The organism is Candidatus Acidulodesulfobacterium sp. H_13 (assembly GCF_048541835.1).
Taxonomy (GTDB): domain Bacteria; phylum SZUA-79; class SZUA-79; order Acidulodesulfobacterales; family Acidulodesulfobacteraceae; genus QIJE01.
Genome location: NZ_JBLEOY010000002.1, coordinates 242,236 through 258,141, shown reverse-complemented (window position 1 = coordinate 258,141; position 15,906 = coordinate 242,236). Strand labels below are relative to the sequence as shown.

General features: G+C 35.7%; 14 protein-coding genes. 1 reads left to right on the top strand and 13 read right to left on the bottom strand.

The features are described 5' to 3' along the window. The first annotated feature begins 186 nt into the window (after positions 1 to 186). Positions 187 to 612, top strand: a complete 426-nt coding sequence (locus ACMCNP_RS05870; RefSeq protein WP_419315094.1) for an Hsp20/alpha crystallin family protein — start codon at positions 187 to 189, stop codon at positions 610 to 612. 10 nt (positions 613 to 622) lie between these two features. On the opposite strand, the gene ftsY is transcribed toward ACMCNP_RS05870, so the two are convergent. From ftsY to trpA, 13 genes are all read right to left on the bottom strand, one after another. Then, complete coding sequence (ftsY, locus tag ACMCNP_RS05865) at positions 623 to 1,534, bottom strand: signal recognition particle-docking protein FtsY (protein WP_419315092.1); 912 nt, start codon at positions 1,532 to 1,534, stop codon at positions 623 to 625. Positions 1,535 to 1,600: 66 nt separating this feature from the next. Beyond that, positions 1,601 to 5,197, bottom strand: a complete 3,597-nt coding sequence (gene smc, locus ACMCNP_RS05860; protein WP_419315089.1) for a chromosome segregation protein SMC — start codon at positions 5,195 to 5,197, stop codon at positions 1,601 to 1,603. Further along, positions 5,187 to 5,945: an RsmE family RNA methyltransferase gene (locus ACMCNP_RS05855; RefSeq protein WP_419315086.1), complete on the bottom strand. Its 759-nt coding sequence runs from the start codon at positions 5,943 to 5,945 to the stop codon at positions 5,187 to 5,189. The genes smc and ACMCNP_RS05855 overlap by 11 nt, the downstream gene beginning before the upstream one ends. A 19-nt stretch (positions 5,946 to 5,964) precedes the next feature. Then, complete coding sequence (locus ACMCNP_RS05850; protein ID WP_419315083.1) at positions 5,965 to 6,534, bottom strand: class I SAM-dependent methyltransferase; 570 nt, start codon at positions 6,532 to 6,534, stop codon at positions 5,965 to 5,967. Further along, complete coding sequence (galE, locus tag ACMCNP_RS05845; protein ID WP_419315080.1) at positions 6,531 to 7,550, bottom strand: UDP-glucose 4-epimerase GalE; 1,020 nt, start codon at positions 7,548 to 7,550, stop codon at positions 6,531 to 6,533. Before galE ends, ACMCNP_RS05850 begins: the two co-directional genes overlap by 4 nt. Before the next feature lie 14 nt (positions 7,551 to 7,564). Continuing rightward, the gene (locus ACMCNP_RS05840) at positions 7,565 to 8,161 is read right to left on the bottom strand and encodes a DUF502 domain-containing protein (protein WP_419315078.1); all 597 of its coding nucleotides are present in this window, start codon (positions 8,159 to 8,161) and stop codon (positions 7,565 to 7,567) included. Between the two features lie 75 nt (positions 8,162 to 8,236). Continuing rightward, positions 8,237 to 8,644: a hypothetical protein gene (locus ACMCNP_RS05835; RefSeq protein ID WP_419315075.1), complete on the bottom strand. Its 408-nt coding sequence runs from the start codon at positions 8,642 to 8,644 to the stop codon at positions 8,237 to 8,239. A 99-nt stretch (positions 8,645 to 8,743) separates the two neighbouring features. Then, positions 8,744 to 9,610, bottom strand: a complete 867-nt coding sequence (gene rfbD, locus ACMCNP_RS05830; RefSeq protein WP_419315072.1) for a dTDP-4-dehydrorhamnose reductase — start codon at positions 9,608 to 9,610, stop codon at positions 8,744 to 8,746. 9 nt (positions 9,611 to 9,619) lie between these two features. Further along, positions 9,620 to 10,627, bottom strand: a complete 1,008-nt coding sequence (rfbB, locus tag ACMCNP_RS05825) for a dTDP-glucose 4,6-dehydratase (protein WP_419315069.1) — start codon at positions 10,625 to 10,627, stop codon at positions 9,620 to 9,622. Positions 10,628 to 10,688: 61 nt separating this feature from the next. Further along, on the bottom strand, positions 10,689 to 12,926 hold the full coding sequence (locus ACMCNP_RS05820) for an LPS-assembly protein LptD (RefSeq protein ID WP_419315066.1): 2,238 nt from the start codon (positions 12,924 to 12,926) through the stop codon (positions 10,689 to 10,691). Positions 12,927 to 12,948: 22 nt separating this feature from the next. Further along, the gene (locus ACMCNP_RS05815; protein WP_419315063.1) at positions 12,949 to 14,241 is read right to left on the bottom strand and encodes a bifunctional folylpolyglutamate synthase/dihydrofolate synthase; all 1,293 of its coding nucleotides are present in this window, start codon (positions 14,239 to 14,241) and stop codon (positions 12,949 to 12,951) included. Next, positions 14,238 to 15,074, bottom strand: coding sequence for an acetyl-CoA carboxylase, carboxyltransferase subunit beta (gene accD / locus ACMCNP_RS05810; protein WP_419315061.1), 837 nt, complete (start codon positions 15,072 to 15,074; stop codon positions 14,238 to 14,240). Before accD ends, ACMCNP_RS05815 begins: the two co-directional genes overlap by 4 nt. A 31-nt stretch (positions 15,075 to 15,105) precedes the next feature. Beyond that, positions 15,106 to 15,906 (bottom strand): tryptophan synthase subunit alpha, encoded by an 801-nt coding sequence (gene trpA / locus ACMCNP_RS05805; RefSeq protein ID WP_419315058.1) that lies wholly within the window; start codon positions 15,904 to 15,906, stop codon positions 15,106 to 15,108.

Below are 15,906 nucleotides of genomic sequence, written 5' to 3'. Positions count from 1 at the left end.
TAGTAATGTATTTTTACTTAATTATTATTTATTTTGACAAGTTTGTCAAGGTAAAATTTAACGGGATTTGTTCAAATATTGAAAAATAAACTTTTTATGATATACTCAAAATATATATATGGTAATTTTACTTTTGTATTTTTATAACGTAACCATTTAAATTAAAATATAAGAGGAGGTTGAATCATGAAAAAGATTGTTAAATTTGATCCTTTTTATCCTATAAGAAATGAGTTCGAAAAAAGTTTTTTTGATTTTTTTAATCCGGTTATAAGAACTAAAGTCGGCTATATCGAACCCGAGGTGGATGTCTTGGAAAAAGATGAAAACATAGTCGTTAAGGCTCAGGTACCGGGTATCCCTAAGGAAAACATTAATATCGAAGTCAATGGAAGTCAGCTTATCATAAAAGGAGAGCATAAACAGGAAAAAGAAGAGAAGAAGGAAAATTTTTACCGCCAGGAGATTCAGTACGGTTCTTTCTATCGAATTATAGACTTGCCTGCCGAAGCGGAAAAACAGAGCGCCACCGCTTCTCTCAAAAATGGTGAACTTGAAATAGTACTCAAAAAGAGTATAGCATCCTCGCCGAAAAAAATAGAGATAAAGTAGAAATAAATATTTAAAATAAATTGTTTACGAATACTTCGGGGGAAAATTCAGATATTTCATCTGGAGATTCTCCCGTTCCGACAAATCTCACCGGCAAATCTAACTTGTGTATAATGTCTATAATCATCCCCCCCTTGGCCGAACCGTCCAATTTCGTCACTATAACGCCGCTAACGTCAATAACAGCCTTAAACTGCTCAGTTTGAACTACTGAATTTTGCCCTAAACTGCTATCTATAATCAAAAGGACCTCATCCAGCTCACTGCCGAACGATTTTGACGCAACTCTTTTTATTTTAGACAGTTCTTCCATGAGATGTTTCTTGTTATGGAGTCTCCCCGCTGTATCTATTAATAAAAGATCAAAATCTCTATCCTTTAATCTTTGAATAGCATCATGGGCGACCGATGCCGGGTCCTGGTTTTCTTTTCCCGATATTACCTCAACACCAGTTCTGCGTCCCCAAATTTCCAATTGTTCCTTTCCCGCCGCCCTAAACGTATCACATGCGGCAATAATAACTTTCTTGCCCCTTTCGGTATAGTACTTGCCTAATTTTCCTACGGTAGTAGTTTTACCGACCCCGTTGACTCCGACAATCATAAAGATATTTTTTCCGCTTTTCACATTAATTTCCGGAAAATTTTTAGAAATTTTACATTTTATTTCATCTCTCAATACTTCCTTAATAATAGCCGGAGTTGATTCTTTAAATCCCAACATTCTTTTTTTAGCTCCATCGGCTATCTCCGATGCCGTTCGATATGATATATCGGATAAAATTAACGCCTCTTCTATTTTGTCTAGGTCTTCACTATCGAGTTTACCGGAACTAAAAATAGCATTCATCTTGCCGGATAATCCTTCTTTTGTTTTTTTAAGGCTTCCGGCTAAATTTTTAAACTTTTCGAATATTTTCATCTTTAAACTTTCCTTTAAATTTTAAATTTTAGGATATCAATTTTACTTATGTCTATAATCGTTTGTTTAATTCATGGAAACGGACACTATACCTGAAATATCCGGATGTTTCAATGTAACCCCGAAAATATTTTTTCCTATTTCCATAGTCTTTTTATTATGTGTTATTAAAACTACCTGCGAATAATTAGACACCTCCATTATCAATCTGTTATATCTGGCGTTATTTGCATAATCTAACGGTGCATCGACTTCGTCTATTACGCAAAACGGGGTTTTCTTCACGAAGAATACGGCAAAAAGAAGGCCTACCGCCACCAATACCCTTTCACCCTGCGATAAAATATTTATACCGGAAAACTTTTTTCCCGGTATCTGCACATTGATCTCCATGCCCGGCAGATTATTCTCCCCCTGTCCGTCTTCTTCATCCGCCGCTTCCACTTTACCTTCGACATTTAATATATCGGCGTGACCTCCGCCAAATAAAAATACGAAAAGTTCATTGAACTTTTGCCTTATCCGCGCGAGGGCGGAATTAAATTTTTCCTTAGACGCCGCATCAAGTTTCTTGATTATTCCCTGCAATATTTCAATGGAACTTTCGAGATCTTTTTTTTGCTTGTGTAAAAAGTCTAATCTCTCCAATGCTCCATTATATTCCTTAGTCGCATTCATATTTATATCGCCTAAATCAATTATTTTTTTGTTAAGTCCTTCTATGTTTAGCTTAATATCCTCATCACTTATTTCTTCTGCAACGGGAATAAAATTTTCATCTTCTACCGAAAAATCAATGGAAAGACCGCTTAAATTCCTATCAGAATCTAATTCCGAGAGTTTTTCTCCATTAACTTTTATGCGCATCGACACTGCATCTCTCTTTCTCTCTATATTTAATTTTTGCCTGTTCGTATTCTCCATATCATTTTCCATATCATTTATATTGTTTTTTAAATTTTCCAAATTAATCTCCATCTCATGAATATTACCGTCTATAGCCTTGATAGATTTATCCAGAATTAGAATATCATCTTGCTTGACAGACAGACTACGGGTCATACGCTCAAGTTCCTTCTTCAATCCTTCTTTCTGTGCTATTAAGGATTTAATTCTTTTATCATAATTAAGCATGCCGGAATCTAAATCATTAATCTGCTTTTTTAAAAAATTGATACTTTGTTCCGCCGAATTAATCTCTATTCTCAATTTTACTTCGTCTTCCCTTGCTCCCTCAAATTCTGTTTCGAAGTTCCGTAAATTCTTTTCTATAATAACCTTTTCGTCCGATTTCGACTTCAGTTTGTCTTCAAGAATTGCAATTTCTTCATTTAATCGCTCTTCTTCGCCGTATGCCGTTACTTTTTCCGTTTCTAGATTATTTAATTCTTTTTTTAATACGTTAAGCCTGTCCTTGGACTTAATTATCTGATCCTTTAAATATCTGATATCGTTTTTTATCGTTAGCTCTTCCCTTTCTTTTGCCTTAATATCTTTATCTATTCGAACCATTTCAAGGTTAAGTTTGCTTATCGCCGACTGTTTTTTGTTAAATAACAAATCTTCCCTATTAAATTCTTCTTGTTTTAGTGCCATCAGTTTTTTGTATTCCGATAGTTTCTTTTTGTTAAGAAGTAAATTTTGGCTTTCTATATTTTTATCCCTGCCGCTTATGATAAGTCCGTTAGAAAAAAAGATCGTGCCGTTATCAGTTATAATATTAACCTCGGGAAAAAAATCCTTTTCCCTTATATATTTTAAGACGGTTTCAATATCTTTAGAATAATAAAAATCCATCCCTATATCTTCTAAATCTATTTTTCGTGAACTAAACGATATTTTATCCGCCAACGGAACAACGTCTAACTTTTCGTCGATTCTGCCAACCTCATTTTTACCATTAGAGGGTTTGCTGCGCCTCTTGTCCGGAATAAAAATTTTTATTTCTCCAATTCCGCTATCACCTATATAGCGCAATGCTTTTTCGGCATCCGCAATATTATTCACAAAAAATGACTCAAGTATTCCGCTTGCACCTTCCCACACAGCATTTTCAAACCCTGATTCAACTTCAATTAAATCCGATAAGGGGTGAATTTCATAATCTCTCGCGGCATTTAAAAATCTCTTCGCACCCTCCGAAAATCCTTCGTGATTATCTATAAAATCAGTAAGTTTAGATATGTCTATATCTATTTTCATCAGCTCTTTTTCCACGCCGTCTTTCCTGATCCTGCATCCACTCAGTTCGTCCGATAATTGCGATAAATTTTGGCTGCAGTCATGATGTTCTTTACTTAGACCTTCAATGACGGCGGCTATATTCCTCACTGCTTTCATTTTCTCGCTCAAAGCATTCTCGGCATCATTAACCTCCACAGAAATTTTTATTATAAATTTTTTTGTGTCGTCAATCCTTGTCTCGATGTTTTTAATATTTTTGCCGTTAAAAATTAACTTATTGTTGCTATTCTGGGAGCCTTCAAGGATCTTGAAAATTTCATTACTTATAATCTCTGCTTCATCTTTGATTTTTACGACAAATAATTTTTTCTCCTCAGTCAATTTTTTTAATATATTCAGCCTTTCTTGCAATTTTTTGATATCAAATTCTTCTGAAATTAATCTATTTTGAAAACTTTCAAGCTTAAGAATGCCCTCGTCTTTCAATTTATTCTGTGCTGTTATATCCCGGGTCTTTTCCAGGATTTCGGACTCTAAATTCTTTACGGTCAAATTGCCGTATTCTACGGCAGAATTAAGCTTCGTCAAGTCTATCAGGGTTTTATTTTTCTCATTCATTCTATGTTTATATTCCACTTCCATAATATCAAAAGACGCCTTTGAATCGGTTAGGCCGTTTAAAACGGAACTACTTTTTGCGGATGCAGCCGCCGACTTTAAGGAGTAGATGTCAAGTTCTTTGGTATATTTATCTATTTCTATATTTATTTTTCTTTTTGTCCGATCATATAGGGCAAAAGCATACCGTTTTTTTTCTATTTCGATCCTTTTATATTCCTCCATTTTTTCAGAGGCTTCTTCTAAAAGAACAAGCCGGCTCCCCACCTCCCCCAATAAATCGCCAACTCTTAACAAATTCAATCTGGAGGCACTTAACTTTTTTAATGCCGTTCTTTTTTGAACCTTATACTTTGTTATTCCGGAGACTTCTTCAAAAAAAAGTCTTAAATCACTGGGTTTATAATTTAAAATAGTATTGATTTTAGACGAATCCATTATGGAATAGTGCTTTGACAAACCGCTTTCGTTAAAAAAATCGACATATTCTTGATAAGGGACCGAAATACCGTTAATCCTGTATTCCGTATCTTTATTTTTAAAGTGCCTCCTTTCGACCATTATTTCAGAAAAATCTTTATATCTAAAATTAGCCCTTGAACTATTATCAAAAACCCCTCTGCATAGGGCTACGGATGATTGATTCCGAATGTTTGAGCCGTGAAATACTATATCGTTCATATTTTTAAGCCTTAAATCTTTTAAATTACGCTCCCCCAAAATAAACCTTATTGCGTCGACGATATTTGTTTTGCCGCATCCGTTGGGGCCTATGATTATATTGATACCTGAATTAAAGGGTATTCTAATCTTATCGGGAAATGTTTTAAATCCGAATAGCTCTATAAATTTAAGATTCATAATTATTTTCTGAAAAGGCGAAACATGTTAAATTAGATATGGAATAAATAGAAGAAACGAATGTACTCATAATATAATTGGACAACTTTACAGGCATAATAGCATATTTTTTTGATAATTCCATTTCAAAACGAGAAAAATCACCCTCCGGACCTATAAATATTCCAATTGAAATATTTTTTAGGCTAAAGTCTAAAGCTGTAAGATAATCCTTTAAAAAGACGTCGGTCTTTGGATATGCTATTAATTTTAATCTGAAATCTTTTACTAATTCAAATGAATCGGGCAACGTTAACGGTATGTTTACCGTCGTAGAAAATTTTTTTCCGGCAAGAATCATTGCTCCCTTGGAAATTTTATCCCATTTAGACAATTTAAAATTTATTTCTTTTTCACTTTTCAAACTAATCGACCTTTCAGTGATTACGGGAAAAATATTATTCACCTCAAGTTCGCAAACCCTCGCAATAATTTGATCCATTACATGCGAAGTAATGAGGGGCAAGAAAAGCGAAATTTTTGCATTTCTTGCAGGATAAGTTTTTTTTGATATTAATTCCACGTTAATATCTTTTTGAGTAATCCGAACTATTTTTGCAAAATATACATTTCCAGAGCCGTCGTATAACTCGATATTATCGTCTATCTTCCTGCGAAATGCCTTAATATGACCGGTTATAGATTTTAAAACAATTTCGTCTCCAAAACAGTTATCTATTTTTTCTTGTATATAAAATCTATTATGCATCGCGTCATAGATATCGAACTTAATCCTTGATAAATTTAAGATAACAACCTAAAAAATCACATTTTTTAATGCTTTCGACAAACCGAAAACCCTTGCCGGCGATAAATTCTTCATGGGAGCGTACGTATTTTTCTTTAACCCTTAATCTCGGTTCTTTAATCGACAAAAGACCGCCATGCTTTAAAGTGCGTAACAGCTCTGAAACCGCTTTTTCTTTATCACTTACCTCATGAAAAGAGTAATAACAAAAAGCAAGGTCTATTGCTTCGTCTCTTATGGTATTTAAATCGGAAACATTCTGAATAAGAAATTCCACATTTTTTAAATGAGCCCGCTTTTTTTTAGCTTTCTTTATCATATTTTCTTGAACGTCTATCGAAATAACGAATCCGGCATCACCGACGGCATTAGACAGAAATTCCGTTACAAATCCGCTTCCACAGCCTATTTCAAGCACTCTTATACCAGGCTTAACGCCCATGGGGATCATTTTTCTATCCATATTTTCTAAAATTCTTCTAAGCTTATTATCAATAACAAACGAAAAGACCGCCGGGAACAGTGAGAAAGCTTTTAGTTTATTTGTCATACACCCCCTTCGTAACCGTTTAAACGGCTTGAATGCCATTTCCATGCGGAACCTATAATATCTTCAATATTATATTTTAATTCAAACCCGAGTTCTCTCCTGATTTTTTCGTAGCTTGCGACTAATACGGCAGGGTCACCCTCTCTTCTTGCCGCAAATTTTATATCCAACGCTCTTCCGGTTATTTCTTCTATCTTTCTAAGCACACTTAAAACAGAGTACCCCTTTTCGCAACCAAGATTATAGGTATTGCCGATGCCCCTTTTACTCTCTATTAAATGCTTAATGGCAACTACGTGAGCATATGACAGATCGCTTACGTGTATATAATCCCTTATGGCCGTCCCGTCTTTGGTCGGATAGTCGTTGCCAAATACCGTCGCCCTCTTTTCGCCGGATGCAATAGATTTTAATACATTCGGTATGAGATGTGTTTCGGGATTATGGTCTTCGCCTATCACACCTGATTTATGTGCCCCCGCCGCATTAAAATACCTCAGCGATATATAATTAAATCCATACGCACCCCTCATGCTTTCAAGCATGTTTTCTATCACGGTTTTCGTAAAACCGTAAACGTTTATAGGAGTAATAGGGCTTGTTTCGACTATGGGGATCTGAACCGGTATGCCGTAAACAGCGGCAGAAGATGAAAAAACTATGTTATTCACTCCGTTTTTTTTAAGAAATTCCAAAAATATAATAGTTCCCGATATATTATTTTTATAATATTCGACGGGTCTTTTCATAGATTCGCCGACAAGGCTACGGGCGGCAAAATGAATAACTCCGCTTATATTATGTTTTTTAATTATATTTTCCAGCAGATTTATATCTGAAAAATCACCGTTATATAGCATTATATCTGCCTTCGTAAGCTGTTCTACGGCATCGACCGCCTCTTTATGTCCACTATAAAAATTATCCAAGGCTATAACGGAAAACCCGTTTTCTATAAGGCTTATAATCGTGTGACTTCCTATGTATCCTGCCCCACCGGTTACTAATATATTCATTGTATGCTTCCTTTTTATAGCTTTTCCGGAAACGCTATTCCCGCGGAAAGGACTATCTGAATACCTTCTTCTACCTTAAGTTTAGTCTCTATTATATCTTCCCTTTTCGCAATTATATTTATACCTATATAAAGATGATTAGTAGGGATATATACGACCGCATAATCATTCTTGCTGTCCCCGTCAATTCCGGTATATGAGGTTAGAAAACCGAAAACAAATTTATCGCCCCCATATCTGACTAAAACAAACTTTTTGAATGAGCTTTTGCCCGGAGAAAATATATCGACCCATTGTTTTGTAGACTTATAAAGTAAATTTACTACTGGGATTTTAAGCATTACGTTTTCGTATAAATTTACAATCGCCCTACCCACCCAATGAGTTACGAGAAAACCGGAAACGAGCACCAATAAAAATAATAGAATTAATCCGATATCGGGTATATATACGTGAATATAGCGCTTTATAAATATAGAAAACGGATTAAATATCCTGTTAATTTCCCAGAGAAACCATGCTATTATAAAAACGGTAATAGCACCCGGGATAATGACCGTCAATCCGGCTAAAAATCTATTTTTTATACCACCTGCAAATGTTTTATACATTTTCATCATCTCTATAAAAAAATAAAGCGCTTCCTCTTGTGAAAAAAAAGCGCTTTTAAAAACTATTTAATAAATCTATTTTAGAGACTTAACGTAGGCGCTTAAAGCCTCTAAATCTCCCTTAGATAAGTGTCCCTTAAGTGCCATTCTAACACACATATCTATTTTCTTTTCAAATGTCGTATGTGCATGTTGTTTCTTGAACATCGCCGTAAGTCCTTTAACGGCATTTTTTATCGGCATTATAACCTTTCCCTTGCCATGCATATTTATATAGGTACCCACGCTGTAAACGTGACAAGAGGCACATGAAAGTCCATTGGTCCCTATACTCTTCGAAAAAAACAGCCCTTTACCCTTAATTATCAGTTGTGCGTTATTAGGCATAGACGCAGTATCTGCATTTGCGGAAGTAGCTATTAGAGTGCCGACCAAAAACAATGAAGCTAACATAAAAATAACTGCCAGAAAAAGATTTTTCATACAACCTCCTTTGAATAACATTAATTATCTTTAAAATGATCTATTTTTAGAGACAGCATATATTCTACAGTAAACATTATATATCTAAAATAAGATTTTTCAAGCAATAAAATACCCTATATCGTTACAATATTTTTTAACGGCGTCCTTCCATGGCCTCAACTCTATATCATAATCCCCTTTAATTTTAGAATTATCCAATACGCCGTAAGTCGGCCTTTTAGCCGGTCTTAAGAACTTATCCGAGGTTACCGGCAATATTTCACAATTAACCCTTTTAAAGACACTCACTATTTCAACGGCAAATTCATACCAGGATGTCTGACCGAAGTTGGTTAAATGATATACTTCATTTTTAAAATTATCCTTCGTAATGATTTTAAATATAGCATAAGCTACGTCTTTAGTATACGTTGGGCATCCGAATTGATCGGCTACGACTTCTACTTTTTTTCGGTTGTCTGCTAATTTCAATATCGTGTTTACGAAGTTTTTTCCGTTTTTGCCGTATAGCCATGAAGTCCGCAATATTATATGGCTTGCTCCAGATTTTCTTAACGCCCTTTCTCCGTTAAGCTTTGATAATCCGTATTCGTTAATAGGATTAGGGGCATCTTCTTCAAGATAAGGTGACCTTTTTGTCCCGTCAAATACATAATCTGTACTTAGATGTATTATTTTAGCACCTAAAATTAAAGCCGCATCGGCCAAATTTTGAACACCAATATTATTAACCGCATTAGCCTTCTCTTTTTCCGTCTCTGCTCCGTCTACGTCGGTATATGCGGCACAGTTTATAATATAATCTGGGTTAAAGCCGCATAATGCTTCATGAACTACTTTAGCATCCGCTATATCTAAATTTTTGGAGTTAAAATTTTTAATAAGGAAACCCATCCCATTGAACACCGCATTCACGTCTATGCCTAACATTCCGGTCGAACCGATAAGGGCAATCTTTATCATCAAGAAACCTCACCTATATTCATACATTTTTTTATAATACTCTCTATAATCCCCGGATAATATCTCCTTCCACCAATTTTCATTTTTTAAATACCAGTTTACCGTATATTCTATCCCTTTATCTATACCGTATTTAGGTGAAAATCCCATTTTAGAAGCAATCTTGGAGAAATCCATAGCATACCTTCTATCGTGTCCCGGTCTATCTTTTACATACTTTATCAGAGAATGCGACCCGTTAAGCCTATCCAGTATATGATTTATTATATCTATATTTTCTAATTCGGAATCTCCGCCGATATTATAAGTCTCGCCCGGTTTCCCTTTTTCCAATATCAAGGATATTCCGGCAACATGGTCGGCAACGTATATCCAGTCTCTAACATTCCTTCCGTCGCCGTAAAGCGGTATATCTTTCTCATGCAACGCATTAATAATAGCAAGAGGAATTAGTTTTTCCGGAAATTGATACGGTCCGTAATTATTAGAACACCTTGATATTAAAACCGGCATATCGTAAGTGTGAAAAAAAGACATAACCAACATGTCTGCGGCAGCCTTTGAGGCAGAATAGGGACTACGCGGTGCGAGCGGCGTAGTCTCGCTAAATTTTCCCGTCGAACCTAATGAACCGTAAACCTCGTCGGTCGAAATCTGCAGGAATCTTTTAACATTATGTTTGAGGGATAATTCCAGCAGGTTTGCCGTTCCGTCCACATTGGTTTTAATAAAAATCCCCGGAGTCATTATAGACCTGTCTACATGTGATTCCGCCGCAAAATTAATTACGTAGTCTACATCGTTTTCGTCGAAAACTTTAGATAATCCTACATTATCCGCAATATCTGTCTTATAAAACCTGTAATTCTTCACTCCATTCGGAATATTTCCAGGATTTGCTGCATACGTTATTTTATCAACGTTAATTACCGTAATTTCCTCTCGCTTGTCCAAGATATGCCGTATAAAATTAGAACCTATAAACCCAAGACCTCCGGTTACAAGATATGTTTTCATGAGATACCTCAAAATTAAATCCGTTAAATTACCGTCAGTTAACGTTGTCAGCCGCCAATACTCAAAATTTGTTGTTAAAGCTCGGACCGCTCATCGTTAAGCCGGACTTTGACGCCCCGGGCGAAATCATATTGCCGAATCCGTATGTCCCTATACCCCTAAGTACTATGCCAAAAGAAAAGGCCCATTGGTGAAAATATGGCAAATTCATGTAGTTGGCTACGAAACCTATACAACCGTTTTGATAAGTTATGCCTACTGAATTAGATATATCTTTGTGTATCGTCAAATCTATATTTTCCGTAGCGTTTATGCTGAAACCGTCGATAATATCTAACTTTGCAGACAGACTTGCATATGAAAGCGTGTTGAGACGGGTGATAGCCGACACGGTTTGCGGAAACAAGTGTGGATCTGTAGAATTGAACTTGTTTAATGTAGTAAGATACCCCTGAATATCGTTAATTTCCGTATAACCTATCCTGAAAGAATCCCCCCTGAAATCTCTTACCTGAGAGTTAATGTTATAATTATGGAATATATAATTGTAATCGTCATAGCTTCCACTACCGAATATATATATGTTCGGCACGAGATGCACTTTAATTCTGGCAATGATATCAGAGTTTGCATTATCGTAGTTAAAATAGTTTATCGGATTTATGAAATTGCCGGAAATAGAGTGATACTGGTACAGGCTTAATCTCAGCAAGTTGTTCATACCTTTGTCGGTATAACTCTCAAGATTAAAATTAAATCCGTATTTGAACGCGCTTTCTGAAGGGATATAATCGGCCTGGTCTATTAATGGCATATCGGACTGATTGACCGGTTTTATGAGATTGTAATTTATATATGGCGTTAAAAACGCTAAATAACCATCATTCTTTTTAGAAGAAGTGATATAATCGTTAAAAAGAGTAGTATTGCTATCCACAGATGCATAATAAATCTGCCTGTTCTTATCGGCGTAAGAATCGCCGGTATATCCGTTTTTTATATCATAATAACCCGTATACCTTAATCCCGCTTTCGGAGTTATATGAATACCGCTTATGATATTAACGGGCATATAAACCGACGGATATATATCTATCCTGTCGTCGCTAAGATATGCGGCGCTCCTGAAAACATTTATGGACGAGTGCAAATTAAAATATAGCGGATTATTCAAAAAATGCCCCATCTCCGACTCTCCGTCCAATGAAATAGTAGGATATTCGTTAACCGTGGTATAATTCGGAACAAATATATTATCAAATCTTAAAAAATTTATTCTGGCGGAATAACCGCCAAAATTATCCGTTACGGAAAAATTAGACGACAGTCTATGCTTCGTCATCTGGTAAACATTTGTAGAAAAATTAGAGTAAAAAGCATTATCGGAAGGCACGTTAACGTTGGCCTTGATAGCTAAATTATTCAAGAAATACATATTATGCGAAAACAGAAGGTATCTCGTTAAACCATGGGACTTAGAAAGACTTTTTCGGTTGTCTCTTTCATGTATATAAAATCCGTAAATAAATCCGTGGGAGTGCGGACTGAGGCTATATCTGTATTTTAGTGAATTTCCAAAACCCAAAATGCTGTAATAATTCAGATAATAAGTCAAATCCTGCGACCTTCCCAAATCAAAATAATATCCGGCGCCGGCTTGAAACCCTCTGATGGTACTATAGCCCATAGTCGGAATCAAAAGCCCTGAAGATTTTTTTGTCTTGATGGGCGTAATCATGATAGGAAGATAAAAAACCGGCACATTATGAATATAGAAAATAGAATTAAAAGAGTAAGCATAGTTTCCCTCATATATGTCGGAAAATCCCGAGTATATTTTCCATGAGGGGGGCTTTCTTCCACATGAGGTCAAGTAGCCGTCCTTTACCTGATAAAACCCTTTACCCCTATGATAAATTTTCTTTCCGTAAACATATATATTCTTATTAAGATAATGTATATGAGAGTTATATATGGTTCCGATATTGCTCTTTAAATACACCCTAATCTCTTTAGCCTTCGTGATCGTACCCTTGGAATGCACTATAACGTTTCCCGTGGCAACCGCTAAATCCGTCTTATAAAAATATGTTACCCTGTTTGCGTTTAGATGAAATGTTTTGCGGGTTACCGTTACGTCTCCCGTAAAAATATATGTATGCTTATTTTTATTGTAAACAACCTTATTTGCCGAAATATATATGGGCAGTTTTTGGACGGCATACGATTCCTTAATGCCGTAAGAATAAAATATAACGGAGATGCAAAGACTAAATAATATAACGGTTAACTTTCTCATAAACGACCTTTAAAATAAATAATTAACTAACAACGGTTCTTTTAAATTCTCCCAAAAGGCGAAACGAGCCGCAAACAAGAAGGACGTCATCCCTGTTTTTATCACGGACCGCCGATTCCAATGCATCTTTTACGCTCTCGAATATAAACACGTTTTTAAAATAATTATTATTTTTTAAAAACGTGTTTAATTCTTCTTTACTTAGCGCCCTATCGTCGTTTAATGCTATAAAATATAATTCTCCGCTTAACGACGACAATCTTCTTAAAATAGTCTCATAATCTTTATCCTTCATAACTGCAAAAATAATTATAAAATTCCTATTCGAAAAAACCCTGCGCAATGAAAGTATGAGAGATCTAATGCCTTCGGGATTATGAGCACCGTCTAAAACAATATCGCTGTTTTTATGTTTTATTATCTCAAATCTTCCTTCATTGTAAAATTTTGATATCCCCTTTCTTGTAGAGTTTTCGTTTAATTTCAGGTTTAAACTGTTTTCATAACACTTGTTCAAAATCTCCGCCGAGAAGATTCCGAGTCTTAAATTATATTTCTGATACAATGCCTTGTTGTTCAATAATATATTTTTTATTCTTAATTTTAAACCATAATAATCATAAAAATCTTTTTTCTTAACTATTTTAACGTCATCCGCAGAAAAATATGCCGCATTTAAACCTGAAGCATATTCTCCTATGATATTTTTTGTCTTATTTCTTCTATCTCCAGAGACGATAACAGAGTTTTTCTTTATGATACCAGCCTTTTCTAATGCGATTTTTTTAAGAGAATTCCCCAGAATATTCTTATGGTCCATCGCCACATTCGTGATTATGGAAATAAGCGGCTGTTTTATTACGTTAGTCGCATCTAATCTTCCTCCTAAACCGGCTTCAATTATAGCTATATCAACCTTTTGTTCAAAAAAATACTGAAAACACACTGCTGTCGTAAGTTCAAAAAAAGACGGGGTACTTAGCCTCTTAAAATCATCGTTTACTAAAATAATGTCTTGAAAAAAACTATCAAGCCTTTCGATGTCGTTATCTTTTATTCTTTCATTATTAACGGTTATTCTTTCGGCGAAAGCCGTTAAATGAGGAGATGTATACAAACCCACCCTTAGACCATGCTCTGTTAGAATATTGGACAGTAACATGCTGACGGAACCCTTTCCGTTAGTTCCCGCTACATGGATCGTTTTTAACCGATCTTGCGGATTACCGGCATAATGCAACAGCACTTTTATTCTCTCAAGGCCTAAATTTATAAAAGAACCGCCTGCATTATAAACCGTGTCTAATCTACTCATTGACGAATAAGAATCAACAGGTTTTTTAAAATGTCTTTTAAATCCTTTCTTTCCGCTATCATATCTATCATTCCGTGTTCCAAAAGGTACTCTGATCTTTGAAACCCTTCAGGAAGACTCTGATGGATGGTCTTTTCTATGACTCTGGGACCGGCGAAACCTATTAAGGCTCTCGGCTCCGCAATTATGATATCTCCGAGGGTAGCGAAACTTGCCGATACGCCGCCGGTTGTCGGATCGGTCAAAACCGATATATAAGGAATTCCCGTTTTATTAAATTCGGAAACAAGGGAAACGGTCTTCGCCATTTGCATAAGCGAATAAATTCCCTCCTGCATTCTTGCTCCGCCGGAGGATGAAAAAACTATCACCGGAAGCTTATTTGAAATGGCATATTCGAAAGTCTTTGCAATTTTTTCTCCAGCAACCCTCCCCATAGAACCGCCCATAAAGTTAAAATCAAAGATAGAGGAAGCTACCCTGATACCGTAAATCTTGCCCTCTCCGGAAACTACCGCATCGGAAAGCCCTGTTTTTTCATTATCTTCTTTCAACCTATCCTTATATTTTTTTGTATCAGAAAAATTAAGCAAATCCAACGCAATTATATCTTCAAAAAGCTTTTGAAAACTGCCTTCATCAAATATTACTTCTATTCTCCTGTCTGCTTTAAGCCTAAAATGATAATCGCATTTTGGGCAAACCTCAAGATTTCTTTCTAATTCCTTTTTATAAATAATCTCGCTGCAACTGGGGCATTTAATCCACAACCCTTCCGGTATGTTAAGTTTCCCCTGTTCCTTTTTTTTGCTTTTTGTTTTGAATAAAAGCATATCATGTTGACCTATAAGCGAATAGATTAAATTAAAGACAGGATTTTATGCCATATGAAAATTCGGCTATTTTTTCGAGAATCTTGGATTTGTCGTCAATATTGCTTTCTATAAATTGGATAATCTTCGAGCCTATTATTACAGCATCGGCATATTCTTTTATAGCTTTTGCCTGCTCTCCGGAGGAAATTCCGAAACCCACTCCAATAGGAATAGTGCTTATGCCTTGAATATTCTTAACATTGGAACAAATTTCGTCCGGCAAATTTTTTCTTGCCCCCGTAACCCCCGCAACGCTGACATAATACACAAAACCCTTGGCATAAGACAGTACGTATCTCATTCTGTCTATTCCCGTCGTGGGAGTGAGTAAAAAAATTTGATATATTTTCTTTTTTCTTATATATTTATTAAATTCATCACTCTCTTCGGGGGGCAAATCTACAACCAAAACACCGTCGACTCCGGCATCCGCGGCATCTTCTGCAAATTTGGATCCCATTACGAAAACGGGATTATAATATGTAAAAAAAATAACCGGTATATCCCGATAAGCCTTGAGTCTTTTTATAAAATTAAAGGCATCTTCCATGGAAATTCTGTTCTTTAGCGCCCTTTCGTAAGATCTCTGTATTACCTTTCCGTCTGCCATAGGGTCGGAAAAAGGGAATCCCAATTCTATTATATCGGCGCCGGCGTTTATTAATGTCTTTGCTATCTCTAACGACGTCTCGATATCCGGATCTCCTATGGATATAAACGGTACAAAAGCAGTCTTATTTTGAGATCTCAATAAATTAAAAATATTATCTATCTTGTTTTCTTTTATCAT